The 21,150-nt window shown below is 39.0% G+C and carries 20 protein-coding genes; 8 read left to right on the top strand and 12 right to left on the bottom strand.

Going from position 1 to position 21,150, the window contains the following annotated elements:
* Positions 1 to 17 precede the first annotated feature (17 nt).
* From METTI_RS01125 to METTI_RS01115, 3 genes are read right to left on the bottom strand one after another with little or no spacing between them, the layout of a single operon-like run.
* Positions 18 to 770, bottom strand: a complete 753-nt coding sequence (locus tag METTI_RS01125) for an ABC transporter ATP-binding protein (protein ID WP_023843967.1) — start codon at positions 768 to 770, stop codon at positions 18 to 20.
* Positions 767 to 1,837: a FecCD family ABC transporter permease gene (locus METTI_RS01120; RefSeq protein ID WP_023843966.1), complete on the bottom strand. Its 1,071-nt coding sequence runs from the start codon at positions 1,835 to 1,837 to the stop codon at positions 767 to 769. Before METTI_RS01120 ends, METTI_RS01125 begins: the two co-directional genes overlap by 4 nt.
* Positions 1,838 to 1,859: 22 nt before the next feature.
* On the bottom strand, positions 1,860 to 3,029 hold the full coding sequence (locus METTI_RS01115) for an iron ABC transporter substrate-binding protein (RefSeq protein WP_023843965.1): 1,170 nt from the start codon (positions 3,027 to 3,029) through the stop codon (positions 1,860 to 1,862).
* Between the two features lie 341 nt (positions 3,030 to 3,370).
* On the opposite strand from METTI_RS01115, the gene METTI_RS01110 reads away from it, so the two are divergent.
* Positions 3,371 to 4,681, top strand: a complete 1,311-nt coding sequence (locus METTI_RS01110) for an S-layer protein domain-containing protein (protein WP_023843964.1) — start codon at positions 3,371 to 3,373, stop codon at positions 4,679 to 4,681.
* Between the two features lie 65 nt (positions 4,682 to 4,746).
* A complete protein-coding gene (locus METTI_RS01105) occupies positions 4,747 to 5,955 on the top strand; it encodes an ISL3 family transposase (protein ID WP_023843742.1) in 1,209 nt (402 codons plus the stop codon).
* A 206-nt stretch (positions 5,956 to 6,161) separates the two neighbouring features.
* Here the strand turns inward: METTI_RS01105 and METTI_RS01100 are convergent, their stop codons facing one another.
* Positions 6,162 to 7,142 carry an MraY family glycosyltransferase gene (locus tag METTI_RS01100; protein ID WP_023843963.1) on the bottom strand — a complete coding sequence of 327 codons (981 nt, stop codon included), beginning with the start codon at positions 7,140 to 7,142 and terminating at the stop codon, positions 6,162 to 6,164.
* A gap of 404 nt (positions 7,143 to 7,546) precedes the next feature.
* Here METTI_RS01100 and METTI_RS15920 point away from each other — a divergent pair, with 404 nt between their 5' ends.
* The 3 genes from METTI_RS15920 (at position 7,547) to METTI_RS14900 (ending at position 9,417) form a co-directional block, all read left to right on the top strand.
* On the top strand, positions 7,547 to 7,705 hold the full coding sequence (locus tag METTI_RS15920) for a hypothetical protein (RefSeq protein ID WP_023843962.1): 159 nt from the start codon (positions 7,547 to 7,549) through the stop codon (positions 7,703 to 7,705).
* A 150-nt stretch (positions 7,706 to 7,855) separates the two neighbouring features.
* Positions 7,856 to 8,758 carry an NAD-dependent epimerase/dehydratase family protein gene (locus tag METTI_RS01095; RefSeq protein ID WP_023843961.1) on the top strand — a complete coding sequence of 301 codons (903 nt, stop codon included), beginning with the start codon at positions 7,856 to 7,858 and terminating at the stop codon, positions 8,756 to 8,758.
* A 104-nt stretch (positions 8,759 to 8,862) separates the two neighbouring features.
* Positions 8,863 to 9,417, top strand: coding sequence for a VanZ family protein (locus tag METTI_RS14900; RefSeq protein ID WP_169729087.1), 555 nt, complete (start codon positions 8,863 to 8,865; stop codon positions 9,415 to 9,417).
* Between the two features lie 16 nt (positions 9,418 to 9,433).
* Here METTI_RS14900 and METTI_RS01085 read toward each other — a convergent pair whose 3' ends face one another.
* The 6 genes from METTI_RS01085 to METTI_RS01060 form a co-directional block, all read right to left on the bottom strand.
* Positions 9,434 to 10,867, bottom strand: coding sequence for a nucleotide sugar dehydrogenase (locus METTI_RS01085; RefSeq protein WP_023843959.1), 1,434 nt, complete (start codon positions 10,865 to 10,867; stop codon positions 9,434 to 9,436).
* Positions 10,868 to 10,872: 5 nt separating this feature from the next.
* On the bottom strand, positions 10,873 to 11,811 hold the full coding sequence (locus tag METTI_RS01080; protein WP_023843958.1) for a UDP-N-acetylglucosamine 3-dehydrogenase: 939 nt from the start codon (positions 11,809 to 11,811) through the stop codon (positions 10,873 to 10,875).
* Positions 11,805 to 12,896, bottom strand: a complete 1,092-nt coding sequence (locus METTI_RS01075) for a DegT/DnrJ/EryC1/StrS family aminotransferase (RefSeq protein ID WP_023843957.1) — start codon at positions 12,894 to 12,896, stop codon at positions 11,805 to 11,807. Before METTI_RS01075 ends, METTI_RS01080 begins: the two co-directional genes overlap by 7 nt.
* Positions 12,897 to 12,980: 84 nt before the next feature.
* Positions 12,981 to 13,646, bottom strand: coding sequence for an acyltransferase (locus METTI_RS01070; protein WP_023843956.1), 666 nt, complete (start codon positions 13,644 to 13,646; stop codon positions 12,981 to 12,983).
* Between the two features lie 169 nt (positions 13,647 to 13,815).
* Positions 13,816 to 18,015: a PAS domain S-box protein gene (locus METTI_RS14895; protein WP_023843955.1), complete on the bottom strand. Its 4,200-nt coding sequence runs from the start codon at positions 18,013 to 18,015 to the stop codon at positions 13,816 to 13,818.
* 264 nt (positions 18,016 to 18,279) lie between these two features.
* Positions 18,280 to 18,828, bottom strand: a complete 549-nt coding sequence (locus METTI_RS01060) for a metal-dependent hydrolase (RefSeq protein ID WP_023843954.1) — start codon at positions 18,826 to 18,828, stop codon at positions 18,280 to 18,282.
* 120 nt (positions 18,829 to 18,948) lie between these two features.
* Between METTI_RS01060 and METTI_RS01055 the strand changes: the two genes are divergently transcribed.
* The gene (locus METTI_RS01055) at positions 18,949 to 19,533 is read left to right on the top strand and encodes a metal-dependent hydrolase (RefSeq protein ID WP_023843953.1); all 585 of its coding nucleotides are present in this window, start codon (positions 18,949 to 18,951) and stop codon (positions 19,531 to 19,533) included.
* 163 nt (positions 19,534 to 19,696) lie between these two features.
* The gene (locus METTI_RS01050) at positions 19,697 to 20,050 is read left to right on the top strand and encodes an acylphosphatase (RefSeq protein ID WP_023843952.1); all 354 of its coding nucleotides are present in this window, start codon (positions 19,697 to 19,699) and stop codon (positions 20,048 to 20,050) included.
* Positions 20,051 to 20,178: 128 nt separating this feature from the next.
* On the opposite strand, the gene METTI_RS01045 is transcribed toward METTI_RS01050, so the two are convergent.
* Together METTI_RS01045 and METTI_RS01040 are read right to left on the bottom strand one after the other, a co-directional pair.
* Complete coding sequence (locus METTI_RS01045) at positions 20,179 to 20,412, bottom strand: type II toxin-antitoxin system HicA family toxin (RefSeq protein ID WP_023843951.1); 234 nt, start codon at positions 20,410 to 20,412, stop codon at positions 20,179 to 20,181.
* Positions 20,409 to 20,633 carry a type II toxin-antitoxin system HicB family antitoxin gene (locus METTI_RS01040; protein ID WP_023843950.1) on the bottom strand — a complete coding sequence of 75 codons (225 nt, stop codon included), beginning with the start codon at positions 20,631 to 20,633 and terminating at the stop codon, positions 20,409 to 20,411. The genes METTI_RS01045 and METTI_RS01040 overlap by 4 nt, the downstream gene beginning before the upstream one ends.
* A 331-nt stretch (positions 20,634 to 20,964) precedes the next feature.
* Here METTI_RS01040 and METTI_RS15635 point away from each other — a divergent pair, with 331 nt between their 5' ends.
* Positions 20,965 to 21,147 carry a hypothetical protein gene (locus METTI_RS15635; protein ID WP_156916226.1) on the top strand — a complete coding sequence of 61 codons (183 nt, stop codon included), beginning with the start codon at positions 20,965 to 20,967 and terminating at the stop codon, positions 21,145 to 21,147.
* The last annotated feature ends 3 nt before the right edge of the window (positions 21,148 to 21,150 follow it).

The following is a 21,150-nucleotide window of genomic DNA, read 5'->3' as shown; positions in this document are numbered from 1 at the left end:
TTCTCATTCCCGTTCTGTTATACCGGAATTACAACTGAGACATTCTGATAATTCTGTATTGTCACAGGTACTCCGTATACTTCTTTGATTATGTCGGAAGTTATATCTTCCATTCTTCCTGCTGCAAATATTGTTCCGTTTTTCAGGAAGAGGAACTTATCTGAATATCTGAACGCAAGGTTAAGATCATGCATTGTCATGATTGCTGAAACATTCTCTTTTCTGACAACATCCCTTACAGTATCAAGAATATCAAGCTGGTTTTTGAGATCCAGGCTACTTGTAGGTTCGTCTAGTAACAAAAGCTTGGGGTTCTGTGCAATTGCCCTTGCAATTCCAACTTTCTGGAGTTCTCCACCGCTGAGCTCATCTATATATCTCAGAGCCATCTCATCAAGATTTAGTTTCTTGATGGTATCTTCAACTATCATTACATCTTCGGTTGTGATGTTCCATTTGATATGTGGCATCCTTCCAAGCAATATCGCATCAAAGGCTGTAAGCCTTGCAGGCTCGCAGCGTTGCGGGACATATCCAAGTCTTCTGGCAATCTCTATCTGTTCAAGTTTAAGAACATCTTCGTCTTCAATGAGTACTGTTCCTCTTTTTGGTTTGAGGATTGCGTTCATGCATTTGAGCAGTGTGGTTTTTCCCACACCGTTCGGTCCGAGTATTGAAAGGATTTCATTCTTTTTGAGCTCAAATTTTATCTCTTTCAATACTTCCTTACTTTTATATTGGAATTCCACTCCGTCCACTTCAAGTATCATATTTTTCTCGCTCCTAAAATCAGGTATATAAATGTAGGTGCACCCAAAAAAGAAGTCAGCACGGCAACTGGTAATTGGTAAGGTTCTATCATCATCCTTGCAGCAGTGTCAGCACTGAGCAAGAGTAATGAACCTATCACAACACTTCCTATTATCAGGAAACGATGGTCATCTCCTACTATCCTTCGAGCCATATGGGGACATATCAGTCCTACAAAACCAATGACACCAAGGAAAGCAACAATTATAGCGGTTACAAGAGACGCACACATCATTCCTCTCATCCGTACCTGTTCAACATTAACCCCAAGTCCCTTTGCAGTTTCATCCCCGGCATCAATAGCGTTGTATTTCCATCGATTGATTGTGAAATAGATTATCGATAATACAACTACTGCAGTTATAAGAGCGAACTCACTCCAGCTTGCTCTTGAAACATCACCAAACGTCCAGAAAACAATTGATGCAAGCTGCGTGTCATCAGCAAAATACTGCAACATCATTGTTCCTGCCGTAAAAAGTGAACCCATTGCAACACCAACCAGTATCATGACTTCTGGTGTAACACCCCTGAATCTGGAAAATGCAATGATTATTAAAGTCACTAAAAGGGAAAATGCAAATGCTACAACTGTAGTAATGTAAGGGTTGCTGATGGTTACAGCACTGCCAACATTGGTGTGTGTTGCACCTGTTCCAAGCACCATTACTGAAAAAGCAGCTCCGAAGGCTGCAGCATTTGATATCCCGAGTGTGAAAGGTGATCCCAGTGGGTTTCTAAGGATAGATTGCATTACAACGCCAGCTACTGAAAGCCCGGCGCCGGCTACGATAGCGGTTAGCACCTGGGGAAGACGTATATCCCAGATGATACTGTCCCAGCGCACTGAAACACTTTCCCCGGTTAGTGTTCGTAGAACTTCCAGGGGGGGAATGTCTACAGGACCCAATGAGATCGACATTATAAGTATTAAAAATAAAAAAGCAACTCCGGACAGGATATAGGTTATTTTCCTGCCGGTGTGCTCTTTGTAACGTCGGGCAATGTCACCCTGTATATTGTCCATTCCTTTCACCTATTTTTCCTGATTATATGTCCAGCCTGGTAAATGCAGGAATTTCATAGGTGTTGATCATTGAGTCATAGATCTCTTTGCCTTTTTCTTCGTCGCCTTCGCAGACAAGGAATGTGTAGATATCTATTGTCTTGCTTTCAAGATCAACATCTTCAAATCTGTCGGGGTAGAGTGTCTTTCCCACAAAGTACGAATCTGCAATAACTGAACCAAAATTCGTTCCATACTTATTGAAAGGAAGAACTCCGTAGACATTACCAGTTTCAACAGCTGAAAGCAGGCTGTAAGAATCATCATTGGTCAACAAGCTAAGTCCGCTTCTTTCCTCTCCACATTCAATCGTATTCAGATCAAGGAATAAATAATCAGGATCCCATTCAATTATCTTCTCTTTGGAAACATCTGCAACATTGATGTCCGTGTCACCATATGCAACATTAAGTGCATTTGTGAATAGGAACGGTGGATATGTTGGTTCAGTTGACTGGAAGCCCTGTGGTCCTCCTGAACGACCAATTCCGCCTACATAACATGTTGGCTTTTCTTCTTCAGCAATATCTTCAGTCTGTGCATTAAGATAACCAAGCTCCTCGTCAAAGAAAGCTATCACTTCTTCTGCACGTTCTTCTTTGTCTACCACCTGAGCAATTATTCTTAGGCTTTGGTCAAGATCGTCCCTGTTCTCAGCCAGATCCCCTGTATTAATAACAACAACAGGGATACCTGTCTTCTCTTGAAGTTCTACTGGATCGTATCCCATTGCAGAAGAAGTCTTGATGATCACATCTGGAAGTGGATCAAGTGAAAGTATTTTTTCAGGATCGTCCTGTCCCCTAGTTTCACCAAATATTACATAATCTGTTGCAAACTGTGGATTTGCAAGTGAATATGGTTTTGCATTTGAGGCTGTACTTGTTGTTTCTGCCCTGTCAATGCCTACAATCATATCCTGAGCTTCAAGATATGTAAGAAACCTGAGAGTATTAACTCCTGAACAAATTACATATTCTGTGTTTTCAGGAATTTCCACTTCTCTTCCAAGGGCATCTGTAATTGTAACAGTTGTTACATCCTGCGTCTGTATACTTTGCGATGTAGATGTTTCAGTACAACCCGATACTAAAATTGAGACCGCTGCTAACGCGAATAAGAAAACCATGAGATGATTTTTATTTCCTTTCATTTTTGTTCTCCGAAATAGTAAATGTCAACGTTGGTATGCAAGTGAGCTATATATATTTTACTTTATTAGCTAATAAGAAGTAAAATCAAAATGTATTTATTCTATAATGCTAACACATATCAATGTTATTGTAACTAGAGGGATTATATAAATTATAAACATGAATTTTTTGTTTAAACTAATTTATGTAAAACATTAAATCTCTCATTTTGTTATATGCAGAAAATCAGAGAAAATCTTGCTCAAAATAATAAACCAATTATCAGTTTGATTGGGGATAATTTACAGATGGGCCATATTGGGTAGGATCTGTCTAGGGTTTTCTTTTCGGAGATATCGATATGAAAAAAATAGTAAAAATAATGGGTATATTATTGGTTCTGGCGGTAATGCTTGTTGTACCGGTAAGTGCTGAATATCCGACTTATACTGTTCGAAGTACCGTATATGACAGCTCAGATTCTTCAATAGCAGCAGGTGACTTCTACTGGGATGCAAACACATTTTCAGGCTTCTGGTATGCGATAAAACCTGGTCTTTCAAGTGAACTTCTTTATCTGCACAACAGTGCGAATTCATCTGAAAGAATCCAGCTTGATGACACAATTGAAGAAGGAGACCTCTATTATGTGTGCAAACCTCAGAAGAAAAAGTCAAAGATAGCAAGTTCAGATGACGGTGGTACATTCATTGTTGATGATGTGGATCTGGAATTCATTTACCAGATGGGTTTCTTTGGCCCTGCATATCTGGTAATGCCGCAAGATCCGTCTGCTCCTTCACAGGGATGTAAGCCTGACGAAATAGCAAAGATACTGCTTCAGTTTGACAGTGATGACAAGAAACAGATGTTCTCCGGGGAAGAATGGGAACTTGCAGGCGGATGGTCACTGGTTGTAGATCAGATTGATGTTGAAGGAGAAAAAGTCTGGGTTCACCTTATGAAAAATGGTGAAGAAATCGACAGTGGAGTCGTCAGTTCATCTGCAAATATGACGAATATGGATAGGACATATCTTTACAAAGACGGTGATGATAATCCGGTATTCTATTGTACCGTTGAATCCATATTCAGAGGCACTGACACAGACTTTGCAGTTTTCAAATATGCTTTCCTCCGTGGAGACATTACAACTATAGAAAGTGATGCAACATATGGTATTTTTGATGTTGAAGGATTTGAAGTACCAGATCTTATGGATGGTATTGATTATGCAGGCAGCAGTGGAAATACAGTTCTCCATGAAGGTGATGATGCCCTTGTTCTTTCCAGCAATAAGGCAGTGACTCTGAGTGCTGATAAACAAATAGACTTGCACGGTGGACTTTACATCCAAACAGAAGATGTTGGTAGTTCACCCTGTCTTAAAATGACTCTCAGAAAAACCTGTACTATAAAAAGCACAGTTACAACGGCAGAAGCAGAAACTTCTGAAGAAGAAGTTGTTGTAGTTGATATGACTGAAACAGAAGTTGAACAAGAAACTGAAAGCTCGGAAACAACATCAAGTACTGTAGATGAGGATACTGTTGAGGTAGATCTGGAAGAAGAGACACCTGATGTTGAAAGTTCTGTCAGTACACCAGGATTTGGAATTACCTTTGGAATTCTGGGAATGGTTGGCGCTCTGCTTCTGTTCAAACGTCAGTAAAAAAATGTGGATCTCCTCAAGATTGAGTGGGTAATTTAATATTCTGTTCATCCAATCCATATTGGATGGACGATAAACTCTTGATTCAAATGGCTCTGGGAATAACCCCTCCATGGTATGTGAAAGACATTGATCTTAATGTTTCTAAGAAAAGAATGGATATTTATCTAGATTTTACCAAGGGAACGAAGTTCCCTTGCCCAGTTTGCAACAAACTGTGTGATCTCCATGATACCAAAGAAAAAGTATGGAGACACCTTGATTTCTTCCATCATGAAACATACATTCATGCACGAGTTCCCCGAACAAAGTGTGATGGAGATGATGTAAAACTTGTTGAAGTTCCATGGACAAGACAAAATACTGGATTTACATTATTTTTCGAAGCACTAATCGTTGCAATGTCCAAAGAAATGAGTGTTTCTTCAATTGCTGAATTGATCAATATTCATGAAAATTCTGTATGGATAATTCTAGCTCATTATGTTGAAGAAGCCAGAGCAAAGATGGATCTCTCTGAGTTAGATACTATTGGAGTAGATGAAATATCTGTCAAAAAAGGTCACAGCTATGTGACCTTGTTCTATGATCTAAATCAATCAAGAGTAATTCATATTGAAAATGGAAAGAAAAGAAGTGTTTTCAAGAACTTCAGGGAAGTTCTTTCCAGAAAAATAGACCCTGATAATATCAAGTATATTTCAATGGACATGTATCCTGCTTTTAGGGGTGGAGCAAGGGAATATTTCCCAAATGCTAAGATCGTTTACGATAAGTTCCATATTGTCAAAATGATGAATGATGCAATTGATAAGGTTCGAAGAAAGGAGTATCAAACAAATAAAGATCTGGGTAAAACGAGATTCATGTGGTTGAAAAATCCTGAAAATCTATCGGATAGGGAAATAGCTAAGATTCGATCAATCAAAGATTTGGATACTAAAACAGCAAAAGCTTACAGATTTAAGCTTGGACTTCAACGTCTGTGGGATATAAAAAATATAGAGGTAGCGAGGGAATATCTTGACAAATGGCATTATTGGGGAACACATAGCAACATCAAGGAAATTATCACATTGGCCAAGATGATTAAAAGAAATTCTCATGGGATATTGGAATCAATCAAACAAGGTATCAGTAATGGTGTTGTTGAAGGATTGAACAACAAAATTAAAACTGCTTTTAAGAGATCATATGGATTGAAGACTGAGAAGTGTAGGAATACAATGATATTCTTGATGGCGGGTAAACTTCGTTTACCCACACGATGTTAAAGAGAACCGTTTTGCTTTATGACAAAACGCCGGCTTCACCAGTTCATTCCTCCGTCTCCATCGCTGTACAGAAAATCATTACATTCAGTTCAGTCTGGCAAAAATAGGAATGGACGAATAGTAACGAAAAAATAAGCAAGAATGGAATGTGCACATAGAATGTACAAAAAATAGGTAAAAATCTGTTGAGCTTCAATTGCAGCTACTCAGATTCTTCCCGGCAGGAATATTCCAATAGCACAGAATATCATTGTCAAAGCATACATTGCCCATGTAGCTTGCCTTTCAGTCACTCTGCGGTAATAAGGCAAAACCCATTTTAGTGTGAGTGCATTTGGCACTTCAAGAGTTCCATCTTCCCTTTCCTTTCCAAATTTAGCCACCGGGAACTTCATAGCTCTCCAGTAGACATACATAAGGAAGTTAATTGTATGCGGGATAAGCATGACAAATCCACTGATGATAAAACCCTGGACCACTATGATAGTTCCAATAGCAGCGCCGATGGTGAGTGAACCCACATTTCCCCAGAATATCTTTGAAGGGTACCTGTCGTACATATAATAACCAAGTGTTGCTCCGGTGACACTTACAACGGCAAAGATGCTGTCCACATCCCCTATAAATACAGACTTTATTATCAGGGAAATAAGCACTATAACGGACAATCCGGAAGCAAGGCCGTTGAATCCCGAGTGCATGTTCACAAGGTTTGAGGCTACAAGGACGTATGTGGGTACAATGAACTGCAGGTAAAGAATTCCCAGTTCAATGTTACCGGCACTTGGGAGTGTGAAGGCTGTATGAGTGGCATACTGGATAAGCGGATATGAACAATAATACATAAGAAGCAGCTTTGTTACCCTGCCAATATCTACCATGTCATCAAGTATTCCGAAAAGACCAAACATGGCAATAACAATAAGAATTACATAATTTGTTGACGAGAACTTGAAGAACAGTGTGTTTAAAGAGAAACATACCATGGCCACAAGGATGATGGCTATGCCTCCTCTCTCGGGTATCATTGTTACTTCTCTTTTGTAATAATCCCTGGCAATGATGCCTTTGTCTGTAAGTTTTCTTATAAAATAAGGCATTGATACATACGTAGCCAGGAACGGCACTATAAAAGTACTACCAAGAACCAGGGCTAACAGTGTAGAAGGTGAATCCAGATCCAGCATTGTTCAAATCCTCTGAATTATTTAATATTTAATTTATTTTTATGTCCCGCAGCCAACATCATCCGTAGAATTGAAATCTGGCTCTTTATTATCTTTTTTAGTTATTCATTTATTATATATGTATTTACTGCATATGTATTCTATGCAGCCTGTGTCCGGGACGTATTCCAGTTATATAATGTATTTTTCTGCCATAGGTTTTGATTTATATAATAATGTTTTCCTTTATCCGGCATATTGTTTTTTCATAATGATGATGAGTATGATTTATTGCATCGAACATAATTTTATATAGTAGTATCATCTTTGTTTAATTGACAATTGGGTTATTGTCATAATGTTAGTTACTTCTCTTGCATACATTACATGTTAGTATGCTTTGAGATTGCTATATAGGTGGTACAATGAAATTAATAGAGAAGAAATGCGCAATGTGTGGCAGTCCTATCTATGTTTACGAGGATTATGCTCGTGAGGAGATGTTTTGCACTCTTCACTGCATGGAACGTGCAACATTTGGAACTGTCCCAAGGGGCTTAGAGCAAATACAGACAGTGTACTAAGTCCGATTTTATCTTTTTTTGATTAAGGTTTTATTGTTGTTGTAATTATTCGCTATTGTTGTTATCTACAATTGTTAGCTATTTTAATATGTATTCTCGAGTTATTGTGGCTGGGGTAATATTATATAGAAAGTTCACAGTTTTACGGACATGAAGAAGGTTCTTATTACTGGCGGCATCGGTCAGGTAGGCAGTTATCTTGTTGATAACATGCATGACAACTATGAAGTTACAGTTCTGGATAACCTGTCTTCCGGTAAGGAGCCAGTTCTGCCTTCAAATGTTAGTTTCGTAAAGGAAGATATAAGATCTCCTGAAGCCAGGGAACTTGCTTCTCATAATGATATTATAATTCATACGGCAGCCCAGATAAGTGTTGCCCGTTCCATGTCTGAGCCTTTATTTGATGCAGATAATAACGTATTTGGTACCCTAAATCTTCTTGAAGGTGCCAGGTCCGGTAATATTGAGCGTTTTGTCTACATAAGTTCCGCTGCTGTTTATGGAAATCCGGAATATGTTCCAATTGATGAAAAACATCCTCAAACTCCTATGTCTCCATACGGTGCAAGCAAGCTCTGCGGAGAAAAATATTGCAGCATGTATCATCATGCATATGGTCTTCCAACAGTCAGCATAAGACCCTTCAATATATACAGTCCCAGACAGGATCCTTCAAATCCTTATTCAGGTGTAATTTCTAAATTCATAGGCCGGTTAAAGGAAGGTCTTCCTCCTGTTATTTTCGGTGACGGCTCAAACACCAGGGATTTTGTCTCTGCACATGACGTAGTTGATATGATAACAATGCTTGCAGGCGGTGCCGGTAAAGATGGTGAGGTCTACAATGTGGGGACAGGTGCAGTCACCCGTATAGACGAGCTTGCACAGATAGTCCTGGATATATTTGACAGTTCTATGGACATGGAATTCAAAGACCCTATGCCAGGTGACATAAAACACAGTTCATCGTGCATTGAAAAGGCTAAAGCTATCGGTTTTGAACCAAAGGTTGATCTCTACAGGGGACTTGAAGAGATTGTTGGAAAATGACCGGATACTTATTTCAACTTAGTAAGACAATTATAGAATAGAACAACATGCAGAATCTTCTAAAAAACAAATATATTGCATTTATTGCCCTCTATTTTCTTCAATTGATACAGTTAATCCTTAAAATGGTTTCATGGCTGCAACACTTTGATTACATGAAGCACAAAAAGGAGATCCTGATATCTCTGACTATCCTTTACGCAGGATTTATATTTTATTTATCCGCACAGGCTAACCTGAGCATTCCTGCCTCGGTTTTCAAAATACCCATAATGTATGAACTTGCAGATATTGCAAAAAATATGGGTTTTGGTTTTCTGGTAGATATTGCAGATTATGCCCATGGGCACATTGATAAAGTAGCCCATATGTTCCTGTATTTCGGTCTGGGTGTTCTCCTGCACCTGACATTCAAAAACTCTGATAATGTTGTCCTCAGGAAATATGCTGCTCTTTTTGCAGTCATACTTGGTGTAATCTATGGTATAACCGATGAATTTCACCAGTCCTTTGTACCGGGTCGCTCCTCCAGCGTGCATGACCTTCTGGCCGATGGTATAGGTGTGACCATAGCACAGGTGCTTTTTGTAGTACTTATACTGATGAACCTGCGCAGGAAAAAAGATGATAACCGGGAAACAGATCCCGGTGAAAAATAAATACTGTTCAGGGGGATTACTGGTTAATAGGATGGCTGTTTTTGTCACCACGACCTATGCCTTTGTACACAAATCCTGCATTGATGAATGTGTCAGGATCAATAACATTCCTGCCGTCAATGATAACAGTGTTTTCTTTACCAGTGAGTTTCTTAATGTCCTCAGGTTTCAGGCTGAAATACTCTTTGTGACCTGTGAAGACAACAACTGCATCTGCTCCCTTTATAGTCTCATTTGAGTCTTTTAGCAACTCTACATCAGGGTAGTTGAGAACATGCGGGTCATGCACCTTAAGTTCCGCACCAGCTTCAAGAACCATGTCCCTGTAAGGTTCTGATGGCGGGTTGCGTGCATCGTCTGAGTCATTAATAAATGCCCATCCAAGCATGGCTATCTTTGCTCCCTTTATGTCCATATTTATTCTCTTAAGTGCGGCAACAGTCAGGTTGTACATGTGTGCAGGCATGAAGTCATTGACCCTGCGTGCAAGCACATAAATTGATTCTGCATCCTGCGGGTAATCAAGGGCTTCGGTTCCAAGTTTCACCCCACGTTCAAGGTGATATGTATCTTTTGTAAGACAGTGTCCGCCAACACCGGCGCCTGGCCAGAGTATTGCTCTTGTAATGCCTTCTCCTTTCAAACTGTCAATGCCGGCTCTTACGTCATAGACATTTATTCCCATGGCTTCGCAGTAAAGTGCAAGCTGGTTTGCTGCTGCAATTTGCAGGTCCCTGAATGTGTTCTCTGCAGTCTTTGTAACCTCTGCTGCCGTTGCACTCATTGGTATGACCTTGCCCTTTGTGAGCACAGGCGAATAAAGTTCAACTGCCCTGTCAGTGCTTGCTTTGTCAATACCGCCAACAATCCTGTCATGTTCCTGAATATTACGAAGTAATCTTCCAACCATTACTCTTTCAGGAGCATGTGCAAGTGCAAAGTCCTCTCCCGCCTTAAGACCCGATTCTTCTTCAAGAATTTCCCTGGCCATTCCGTCGGTGGTTCCAGGAGTGATTGTTGATTCAAGGACAACGAGTATTCCTGGTTTAAGATATTTGCCCACATTTCGGATACCTTCCTTAAGAGCTCCAAAGTCAGGTTCCAGTGCCTTAGGGTCTGCAAAAGGTGTCTGAATTGCCAGTGTTACAGCATCAAGTTCTGATATTCTGGAAAAGTCAGGTGTACATTCAAATTTACCAGCATCTGTGACCTTTTTCAGGAGATCTTCAAGTCCTGGCTCCTCTCCTTTTAGTGGACTTTCGCCATTGTTTAACATCTCTATCTTGTAACCTGATGAAGGTGAATCTCTCTGGAATCCAAGTACATGGTCAAATTTATCTGAATCCGCGAAAAGAGCTGCTGCAGGGATACCTACATAACCCATTCCTATTACACCTATCTTTTTTATAGGTCCTTTCTCTTTCAAAATATTCTCGAGTTTCTGGCTCATGAAAATCATTCCTTTATATCTATCATTTTTGCTTCTTTGTATGAACTGATGGCTGCAAGACTGACTTTTAGAGCATGTTTTCCATCTGCTCCTGAAGGATTTGGCCGCTTGCCCGTATTAATACAATCAATGAAATATTCAAGTTCATTCCTGAGTGGTTCTTTCTGTTCTATCTTAGCTTTCCTGATCCAGCCACTGTCATGAAGTTCCACAGTCTGATCCATATAATCAAGATATGCAACACCACCAACACCCACGGCTGTAAGCTTTCTAACCTTGTGCGGTGTGAGCCAGTTTACCTCAACAAGCCCTGAGAATTCATGGTCCAGTCTCATATGGATAGTGGCATGGTCCTCAAAGGAGTGAATATCAGCTCCGGCCACTGCGTAGACCTGATTGACATTGGTGCCATAAAGATAAGATATCACATCTATATCATGCACACCTATGTCAAGAATGACACCAACATCCCTTATCCTGGGATTGTAAGGTCCGACTCTTGTGGTGGATATTGAAACAATCTTTCCAAGCAGTCCGGAATCTATAATCTCTTTGAGTTTAATGACAGCAGGATTAAACCTTTCAATATGTCCTACCATAACAAGGAGTCCTTTCTTCTCAGCGGCTTCAATTATGGCATCAGCATTCTCCACGGAATCTGCAATAGGTTTTTCTACAAGCACATGTGCACCTGCTTCAATTGCATCAATGGCAACCTGGCGGTGCATCTTGGTAGGTACGACTATGCTTACCGCATCAACTCCTGAAGCCAGCATTTCTTTGTAATCCGTGAAAGCCTTAGTATTATATTGCTGTGCAAGACTTTCAACAAGATCCTTATCGATATCAGAAATTCCTGCAAGTTCCACACCAGGCATCTCACTGTAGATACGTATGTGGTTTTTACCCATGGCACCGGCACCGATGACACCTACTCTTAACATTTTTCATCACTCCACAGCTTTATTGCATTAGTTATTGTGTTTATATCATTCTCTGTCACAGCAGGATGGACCGGCAGTGAGAGTACTTCCCTTGAGGCTTTTTCCGTAACCAGCAGATTATCCTTGTATCCAAGTTCTTTGTAATATGGCTGTTTGTGGATAGGTATCGGATAGTATATTCCCGATCCAATTCCTTTCTCTTTGAGATAATCAGATAGCTGGTCTCTGTTTCTTGTTCGTATTGTATATTGGTGGAATACGTGCTGACAACCGTTCCTGACTGCAGGACATTCTATTCCCTCAATTCCCTGTAGCTTATCTGTAAGCAGTTTTGCGTTTCTCTGTCTTGCTTTTATATATGAAGGAAGTCTTTTCAGCTGGACCATTCCGATAGCCGCTGATATGTCAGTCATTCTCAGGTTGTATCCCAGCATTTCGTGAAGATAACGCTGTCTGGAGCCATGTGCACGTATCATGCGAGCCCTGTCAGCAATTTCCTTACTGTTTGTGGTGATTATTCCACCTTCACTTGTGGTCATGTTCTTGGTAGGATAGAAACTGAATGCTCCTGTACCAAAGGAACCAACCTTTTTCCCGTTATATATTGCTCCATGTGCCTGGCACGCGTCTTCGATAAGTATCAGGTCATTATCCTCTGCAATATCTCTCATTGCTTCCATGTCTGCAGGGTGTCCGTAAAGGTGCACCGGCATAATGGCCTTTGTTGACGCTGTTATTTTCTCTTCTATAAGCTGGGGTGCAAGATTGAATGTATCGGCTCTTATGTCAGCAAAAACAGGTTTTGCACCTGTAAAAAGTATAGAATTAGCTGTAGCTATGAAACTGAAAGAGCTTGTAATGACTTCGTCGCCCTTGCCGATGCCATGTGCAAGAAGAGCGGCATGCAAGGCGGCTGTTCCTGAGTTTACTGCCACTGCATATTCTGTTCCGGTGTAGTCGGCAAATTCCTGCTCAAACTCTGCAACCCGGGGTCCCTCGGCAATAATTCCGGAACGCAGCACGTTATTAACAGCTTCAATTTCAGCCTCTTCCAGCTGTGGTTTTGCAATAGGTATCATGTTCATCACAAATTTCGGTAGTAATTGTAATTAATAATATATTATTCAATAATAAATTAGTTGCATCAAATAGTTTGTATTTATTTAGATTTATATATTGTTTAAAGATTCAAGTTTTTGTGGCAGATCCACTATTTTTGCCGGACATCCTATGGCAAGTTTCCATGCAGGTACATCTTTTGTAACCAATGCTCCGGCAGCTACCATGGCTCCTTCTCCGATTTCCACACCGGGAACCAGTGTGGCATTAGCACCAATAGAAGCACCTTTCCTGATAACAGGTCCTTGCGGGTGATATTCTCCTCTGATGGGGTACTTATCGTTGGCAAGCACAGCACAGGGCCCGATAAAGACTTTATCTTCAATGGTAACATGTGTGGGAATGTACACATTTCCCTGAATGCTGACATTGTTTCCTATTGTAACAGTTCCATCAATTATCACATTTGTTCCAATGAGAACATTGTTTCCTATTGTTGTGTTCTCTCTTATCATGGCATTATGGCCGGTCCTGAAATTATTCCCTGCTATTACATTGCTGAATACAGTTGTTCCTGCCCTGATGAAGGCATTGTCACCTATCACAGCACCTGGCTGTTCATAGTCTTCAATATCTATGCCAGCTTTTGTGATTTCCATAAGTGTTCTGTGTTGCGGGTAACCCAGTATTACATTTTCAAGGACGACTGATTCTTTCCCTACGCTGCTGGCACCATAAAGTTTAGCAGATTTGTGAACATATGTGTTGTTTTGCATATTCCCCTCAATGATATTGTTTCAAATCTATTTTATTCCAGTCTGTATTGTTTATTATCAATAGAAATACAATAATTTAGTAGTATTATAAGAAAAGCATAATATTTAATTCAATAGATGGTATTCTGCAATTTAAAAATATTAATGTCATCTATTATGGATGATTTGTTTATTCACTGTACTGTTCATTAAAAAAAGTTGAGAGATAATCGATCTCTTTCTTCATACCGTCGAGTAGCTCAACAATATTAATTTCTGAGTTACTGTTTGCTGATTTTTCGATGTCTTCAGCTATTGATGCAAGGATGTTAAAACCTGTGTTAAGTGCTGTTCCCTTTGTTTTATGGGCAATAGTACTTACTTCCTCTATATCATTATTAGAGTGCGCAGCACACATTTGTTCATAGTTTTGAATAAAGGATTTCATTGCCATTGCTATCAGTTTATTGTATAATTCCTTGCTTCCGTCTGTGTTGCTTTGCAGCCAAGCAGAATTGAAGTGAGCATTATTGAGGTTGTTATTATCTCTTTCTTTGTTCCAGTTACTTCCAGTATGTTCTGTGTCACTTTCCTTAAACAGCCACTTTTCACAAACCTGGCGTATTGTTTCAGAAACAATTGGTTTTGGAGCATAGTCATCAAGTCCGGCTTCAAGGCATTTTTCTTCCTCTCCTCTAAATGTTCCGGCTGTTAGCGCTATTATTGGGGTGTGAATGCCTTTTGTTGTTTCAATATTTCTTATCATGGTTGTGGCATCATATCCGCTAATTTCAGGCATTTGTATGTCCATCAGGATCAGGTCCGGTTGCTCATCTCTGAATAACTCCACTGCTTTACTTCCATTAGTTGCTTTCAATATGTCTGCATCTGGCAGAATTCTGGAAATAATGGTGGAAGTAAGAAGCATGTTTGTTTCATTGTCTTCTGCAATGAGTATCTTATACTTCACGTCATGTTTATTTTCAGCTTGTTTCAATTTGTGGTAAATTTCATTTCCAGTATCCTTTTCACCTGACAGCAAATGTACGATACTTTCAATTATTTCTGCTTTTTTTACAGGTTTTGTAATGGTATGGGTTAACTTTTCAGTTGTTTTTCCATTTAATGATTTATCATTTTCCATTTCTTCAACATCATTTATGTCTGTTGAATCCTGCATAATTATGGCTGGAATGTTGTGGTAAAAACATGTGATATCAGCACGTATATCCTGTAGCAATTCATTTCCTGTCATAACAGGCATGTGCTTATCTAAAATTATTAATTTGATGTCATCTGATTTATCCTTAAAAATATCCAATGCTTCTTTTGCGGAGTAAGCTATTTCTGTGACAACACCTTCATCTTTCAGGATAGATCTGATATTGTGGCAATTTTTAACATTATCATCAACAATGAGTACTTTTCTATATTCAGGAGACTTGTTTTTGTCTGATTTCCCTGTATATTCGTAAGGCATCAATACTGAAAAACTGAAGATACTTCCATTTCCTTCTTCACTGCTAAGTTCAAGTCTGGAATCCATTTTCTCAAGGAGCCGGTTTGAAATACTAAGACCAAGGCCAGTTCCTCCGTATTTTCTGGAAATAGAATTGTCAGCTTGCGAAAAAGCTTCAAATACTTCTTTTTGCCTGTCTGCTGGAATTCCTATACCGGTGTCAGTAACAGTGAATCTGATGTCAGCTTTACAATCAGGATGGATCTTGTCTATATGGACCTCCATTTCGACTTCACCGGTGATTGTGAATTTGATGGCATTTCCCAGAAGATTCACAAGCACCTGTCTTAGTCTTATGCGGTCGGCAACGATAAAATCAGGAATCTCTGATGAGATGTTAAGTAAAAGTTCAATTCCTTTTGCATGTGCGGTATACTTCAGCATATCTGCTATCTGTTCACATAACTCTCTAAGGTCGAACTTTTCATTTTCAAGTTCAAGTTTACCGGCTTCTATCTTAGAGATATCAAGCACATCATTTATCAGATCGAGAAGTGAGTTGGCAGATGCCTGTATTGTCTGCATATGATGGAGTTGCGAAGGACTTAGCTGTGACTCAATAAGTAAATCGGAAAATCCTATAATTCCATTTAATGGTGTGCGGATTTCATGACTGATATTGGCAAGGAAATCTGATTTAGCTTGGCTTGCAGCCTTTGCTTTTTCTTCTGCTTTTTTGTTTTCATCTATGCTGATGTGTGTTCCGTAAACATGCAGGGCTTTTCCATCTTTATCATAGCTTGCAACTCTTCCATGAGCACGTACCCATACCCAGTATCCTTTTTTATGCAGCATTCTGTATTCTGCCATATAATGATCGTTTTTCCCGGAAGCTGTGTTTGTGAATTTACTGATGACATCTTCGGAATCATCCGGATGGATAAGTTGTTGCCACATTGTAAGGTTATAATTGGAAAAATCAGTGATTTCGTATCCTGTTATTTTTTTCCAGCTTTCAAGTCCCTGTAGTTCTATGTTTCCTGTCAGCAGATCTACATCCCATATTCCGGCACAAGTAGCATCAAGAGCAATATCAAGTAATTGCGTTCTATTTTTTAATTCATCTTGCGAACGTTTTCTGTCTGTTATGTCTCTGCATACACAGAACAAAAGTTCCCGGTCACCACAAACTGCACTGCTGGAGCTTATCTCTACATCTATTATAGTACCATCTTTTTTCTGGTGCTGGGTTTCAATATACCTGTCATATTTTCGTGTAGATTTCAATGTCCATGGCAGTTGTTCGATGTCTATGTTTTTGTCCCAGTCCCATGCATGCATATTCTTAATTTCATCAAGGGAATACCCAAGCATGTCTGCATAACGCTGGTTTGCTTCATAAACTCCTCCGAGCATGTCAAGGACCACTATGCCATCCATGGAGTCTTTTATTAGTTCATGTTTCCATACTTCTTTTTCAGCGATCTTTTTCTCTGCTTCCTTTTGCTCGGTTATGTCCTGAAGTGTCCCTGCTACAATGTTTTTTTCTGCCTGGTATTCTGCAATTGAAGACATATGACGTATTTCACCATCATATGGCCTTTTCATGTCGAATTCAACATAATATGGTTTGTTGTGCTCTATGAGGTCTTTTAATGCTCTGTCAAGTTCTGGTCTGAATTGAGGGAGAACAAGGGACTGGACTTGACGAATAGTTATACTGTTGTCCTTTAAGCCATATAATCTGAAAGCTTCTTTTGAAGCATGAACTATTCCTGTGTTCATGTCAAATTCCCAGCTTCCTGTTTTTCCTATTCTCTGTGCATCACTAAGCCTTTTTTTCTGAATTTGCAGCTCTTCTCTCTCAGCCCTCTTTTCAAGTGCACTGACTATTATTCCTGCAAGGACTTTCAGTAGTGTTATCTGCTCGTCAGACCATTTTTGTTCACGGATGGAATTAAAACCTAAAAAACCGATAATTCCTGAACTTTCAGTAATTGGTATGTGAAGTGTGGATCTTATGGAATATTCCTTCCACTTATTCTTTTCAACTTCAGCTTCCGGTGGCAGTTTCTCTGTATCAGGCACGTATATGTGATCATGTTCTCCGAGTTTATCTTCAAACCATGGATAATCACTAAGTTTCATGTCAATGAAGCTGTCTGCATGTGGATCGATTCCATCGTCGCAGCATTCATAGCATTTTTTCAGAGATTTTTTGTCATCAGAATACAGAAATACAAATGCTCTTTCCACTTTAAAGAGCTCCCTGCAGGTTTCCAATGCCTCATCTATGGTTTTATCCAGTTTATCATCAGAAACGCTCAGGAAGCTGGAACTTATCTCAGATATCATTTTCTGGTATCTGAACTGGAACTGAAGTTTTTCTTCTGTTTTTTTCCTTTCCAGCATCAAGCCGACCTGACGGGAGAAAACTTCAATTAGTTCTTCATTGAGGAGTTCTTCTTTAACATGATAGATTAGTACAAAATATCCCAGGTTAAAATCATTTCTGACAATATTGGCAATAATTGTCTGGCCTGCATTGAACGTTTTTTCAAGCAATAATATTGGAGTTTCTGGGAACAATCCTTTTGTAAGTTCATGTATTGATGAGAAACGAGTGATAATACTGTTCTGTATTTTATTTTCCAGACCTGTTTGCTTGTCCCAGACTTTTCCCACAAGTTCCAGATTCAGTATATGACTAGCTTTTTTGATGTGGTCATTGCTTGCATGGACGCTTTTTGTAACATATGCATTGATGTTCTCATCAAAAAGAATAAAAGCAGCGTATCTGGCACCAGAAATATTATTCATCATTTCGGTTATACGATCATAATCCGTTTCATCTGCAGAGCTCTGGAAAAGTTCTTCTGAATAAGCAACCAGCTTTTTCAGCTTAAGATTCTCTTCATAATTTTTAGTCATGATTCCTGCCGTTATGCAAACTTGTGGACATACAATAAAATCAATGAATGTGGCCTAAGAAAGCGCATTTTTGTATTACAGCATCTCAGTTTTTCAGGTATTTATATATTTTCTACTTGAAAAGGTTTGGTATGGTGTCGAAAATGAATACAGCTTTTGTTTCTTCTTACTGTATTTATTGGGTGACTGTATATGTATTAATTTTCTGATTTTTATTTCAGGAACTGTTTATACAGTACATTTAATGTTTCTCCTCTTCTGCAATTAATCTTTTTCTTTTTTGTATATTATATATGATCGAATTGTTTGGTTCGCAATGACAGCTACTAATATTAGTAGACCCAGCAATTCCGACAGGAACACAAAACTCATTGCAGGAGTGTAGGCATTTTTGAATATGCTGAGGAAGTAGTCAAGTATGCCTGCTGATTGGTATCCATCAGGAAAATGCCAGCCAAACAGGGGCCAGAATAGTGTTTGGGGAGTTGTCCACATCCTGTCTTCCATCAGGTGCATGAAGGAGGCAAAAGGTATTATTAGCAGATTGGAATTATCTTTCTTTTTGTAAAAGTAGTATGCTGTTGCCAGGACTAGGAAAAAGAAGAGTAATGTGTGGCCATATATCCTGCCGTTTGCAAGTGAATCTGCAAGCAGGACTTCTCCAAGAGGCTTATCCAGAATGTCAGGGAGCATGGCACCGAATACAATTAAAGGAATGTTCAGGTTAAACCGGGAAAAATCAGGAATAACAGGGAACTTTTTGATTAGGATGAATAATCCAAGGGTAATTCCAATATGGCCAAAGATGAACATATTAACTGATATGGTTTGGTTTAAGTATTGTCTTTTATGGTTGGGTGATATTTTGTGTGAGGTAAAGTTTTCATATATATGGACACCAGATTTATATAATTATAATTAGTATACTAATCCATGCCATATCCAGCATTTCATCTGTCATTTTTCATTTTCTGTGTATCCCTTGTGGGGATATTTGCAATAGCAGGAAGTGGTTTCAGAAGAGAAATGACTCTTAAGGATGCAAAACACCTGGGTCTGCTGTTTTTTGTGGGCAGCGTAGGTTCGGTGTTCCCGGATGTACCTGCTGTGTGGAATTATTTTTTAAATGGTACTCTTCAGCACACAAGGATAGGTTCTGTTCCAACTCACTCATTGCTGTTCGGTATTGTAGCATTTATACTTGCGTTTCTGCTGGGGTATATTTTCTATAGAAATGTGTCCAAGGCTTCATCCATTGGTATTTTTGCAGAAGCTGCTTTCCTGTCACATCTTCTGCTGGATGATATCGCAGATGGTGGACTTACTTACCTGTATCCGGTATATAATGAACCACTTAGTATTTTTTCCGTCATGAATGTGAAACTATCAGGTGTGGACTTCTTCTACTATAATTTCGCATGCTTTGTTTCGGTGTTCTTCATATTCTGTGTGATGTTCATGGCACTGCTGGCGTTGAAGGATCTGGGATTCGGGTTCAGGTATGAGCCTGTGGAATAAAATTGTAGATCTTTTTAGGGCATCAAAAACTAATAATCGTAGTCTTATGTTTTTTTGAATGTGCAGTCTTCGTCATATGGTCATTTTAGTTTTGTGATTACGTCTGATATGTTAAAGAGGTACGATAATAACTTTTATATCACTTTGGGAAAAATGTACTGATATGAAGAAACGTGCAGAGATCATAATACATGGTAGAGTTCAAAAGGCAGGTTTCAGGGATTTTATCGATGAGATAGCTTTTGATCTTGATCTTAATGGACGTGTAAGAAATCTTGATGATGGGACTGTGCAGGTTATATGCGAAGGTGAGGATAGTAGCATCACGATTTTGCTTGAAAAGGTTAACATTACTCAATATCCTATTAAGGTAATGAGTATTGATGTTGTTTACAAAGAGCCTACTGGTGAGTACAGTACTTTTGATATCATTAGAGAAGAGGATTTGAAGGAAGCGATGTATGAGAAGATAGATACAATGGTGATGCATCTGCGAGGTATTTGCTTAAGTCCGTAAAAGGATTCCTACGCTTAAATGTAAATGGTTTAGATCAGGGAGATTGATTAGTTGAGTCTGTTTTTTATTATTTCTGAATTGCTTAGGCAGACATGTTACTACGAAACTTTTTTGTTTCGATTGGAAGATCAAATGTTCCGTATTAATTCGTTATACTCTTCTATTGTGATGTTTATTTCATTAAGTATTGCTCTTATGAGAGGACGTGCAAGTTTTTTGTTAGAGTGAAAAGGAATCGTAGTTGTTCTACCATCTGCGTGTCTGTAAAATGCATGACTACCTTTATGGCGGGTCTTTTTAAAACCAATCTTATGTAATATCTTTTCCATCTTTTTGGCATCTACCAGTGGCAACCTGGTCATACAGTTACCTCTATCTGTGAAACGCCCACAAACTCAGGGATAGAGACTTTTTCTTCGGGATCCATTTCTTCAAGACAGAGTTCGATTACTTCTTTTAACCTGACATTCAGTTCATCAAGTGTGTCAGCCTGTGTATGAGCTCCTGGAATTCCCGGTACGATAGCAACATAGCAGCCGGTTTCAGGATCCTTTTCTATATATGCAGTATATTTAGTCATCATCTAATTAACCTGTTCTCTATCTGCTTCTTTACTATATATTAACTATGCTGGAATACAATGTGGTCGCTCAGTAAATATAGAACGATTGTTTGATATTTTGATTCCATTCTGATAATCTTTCTTATTTAAGTAGTATCGAAATGTGCCGCCTTCGGCGTATGGTCACTTTAGTTTTGTGATTAATTACTAGTAAGTACTCATCATAGTCCATATAGCTACATCAATGCTATGAATTCGGTTTCCTGCTACACATTGCACAGTTTTATTCAGAAAACTATATATTAATATAAATTATATTTATATTTGCAGGTTTTGATACAGAGGTATAAACATGAAATGCAAATTCTATGACAAGTGTGAGTGTGCCAGTTCCAGTGCCATGACATGTAGTGAAGATGGCGGTGGAGTTTATTGTGGCAGGTACAGAATCTTTGCTTCTGATTTATCTTCAAATTCTTCTGTATCTGTAGTTTGCCATCCTTTTGTGCATTTGCGAGATATCTTGAGTAATTAAACT

The sequence above is a fragment of the Methanolobus tindarius DSM 2278 genome (genome assembly GCF_000504205.1).
In the GTDB taxonomy this organism is placed as follows: domain Archaea; phylum Halobacteriota; class Methanosarcinia; order Methanosarcinales; family Methanosarcinaceae; genus Methanolobus; species Methanolobus tindarius.
The sequence above is the reverse complement of the archived record's forward strand: the minus strand, read 5'-3'. Positions and strand labels throughout refer to the sequence as shown.

What these genes read in the sequence shown, in the direction of transcription:
- METTI_RS01125 (WP_023843967.1), bottom strand. Translation starts at nt 770, where the DNA reads ATGATACTTGAAGTGGACGGAGTGGAATTCCAATATAAAAGTAAGGAA.
- METTI_RS01120 (WP_023843966.1), bottom strand. Translation starts at nt 1,837, where the DNA reads ATGGACAATATACAGGGTGACATTGCCCGACGTTACAAAGAGCACACC.
- METTI_RS01115 (WP_023843965.1), bottom strand. Translation starts at nt 3,029, where the DNA reads ATGAAAGGAAATAAAAATCATCTCATGGTTTTCTTATTCGCGTTAGCA.
- METTI_RS01110 (WP_023843964.1), top strand. Translation starts at nt 3,371, where the DNA reads ATGAAAAAAATAGTAAAAATAATGGGTATATTATTGGTTCTGGCGGTA.
- METTI_RS01105 (WP_023843742.1), top strand. Translation starts at nt 4,747, where the DNA reads ATGGACGATAAACTCTTGATTCAAATGGCTCTGGGAATAACCCCTCCA.
- METTI_RS01100 (WP_023843963.1), bottom strand. Translation starts at nt 7,142, where the DNA reads ATGCTGGATCTGGATTCACCTTCTACACTGTTAGCCCTGGTTCTTGGT.
- METTI_RS15920 (WP_023843962.1), top strand. Translation starts at nt 7,547, where the DNA reads ATGAAATTAATAGAGAAGAAATGCGCAATGTGTGGCAGTCCTATCTAT.
- METTI_RS01095 (WP_023843961.1), top strand. Translation starts at nt 7,856, where the DNA reads ATGAAGAAGGTTCTTATTACTGGCGGCATCGGTCAGGTAGGCAGTTAT.
- METTI_RS01085 (WP_023843959.1), bottom strand. Translation starts at nt 10,867, where the DNA reads ATGAGCCAGAAACTCGAGAATATTTTGAAAGAGAAAGGACCTATAAAA.
- METTI_RS01080 (WP_023843958.1), bottom strand. Translation starts at nt 11,811, where the DNA reads ATGTTAAGAGTAGGTGTCATCGGTGCCGGTGCCATGGGTAAAAACCAC.
- METTI_RS01075 (WP_023843957.1), bottom strand. Translation starts at nt 12,896, where the DNA reads ATGAACATGATACCTATTGCAAAACCACAGCTGGAAGAGGCTGAAATT.
- METTI_RS01070 (WP_023843956.1), bottom strand. Translation starts at nt 13,646, where the DNA reads ATGCAAAACAACACATATGTTCACAAATCTGCTAAACTTTATGGTGCC.
- METTI_RS14895 (WP_023843955.1), bottom strand. Translation starts at nt 18,015, where the DNA reads ATGACTAAAAATTATGAAGAGAATCTTAAGCTGAAAAAGCTGGTTGCT.
- METTI_RS01060 (WP_023843954.1), bottom strand. Translation starts at nt 18,828, where the DNA reads ATGTTCATCTTTGGCCATATTGGAATTACCCTTGGATTATTCATCCTA.
- METTI_RS01055 (WP_023843953.1), top strand. Translation starts at nt 18,949, where the DNA reads ATGCCATATCCAGCATTTCATCTGTCATTTTTCATTTTCTGTGTATCC.
- METTI_RS01050 (WP_023843952.1), top strand. Translation starts at nt 19,697, where the DNA reads ATGAAGAAACGTGCAGAGATCATAATACATGGTAGAGTTCAAAAGGCA.
- METTI_RS01045 (WP_023843951.1), bottom strand. Translation starts at nt 20,412, where the DNA reads ATGACCAGGTTGCCACTGGTAGATGCCAAAAAGATGGAAAAGATATTA.
- METTI_RS01040 (WP_023843950.1), bottom strand. Translation starts at nt 20,633, where the DNA reads ATGATGACTAAATATACTGCATATATAGAAAAGGATCCTGAAACCGGC.
- METTI_RS15635 (WP_156916226.1), top strand. Translation starts at nt 20,965, where the DNA reads ATGAAATGCAAATTCTATGACAAGTGTGAGTGTGCCAGTTCCAGTGCC.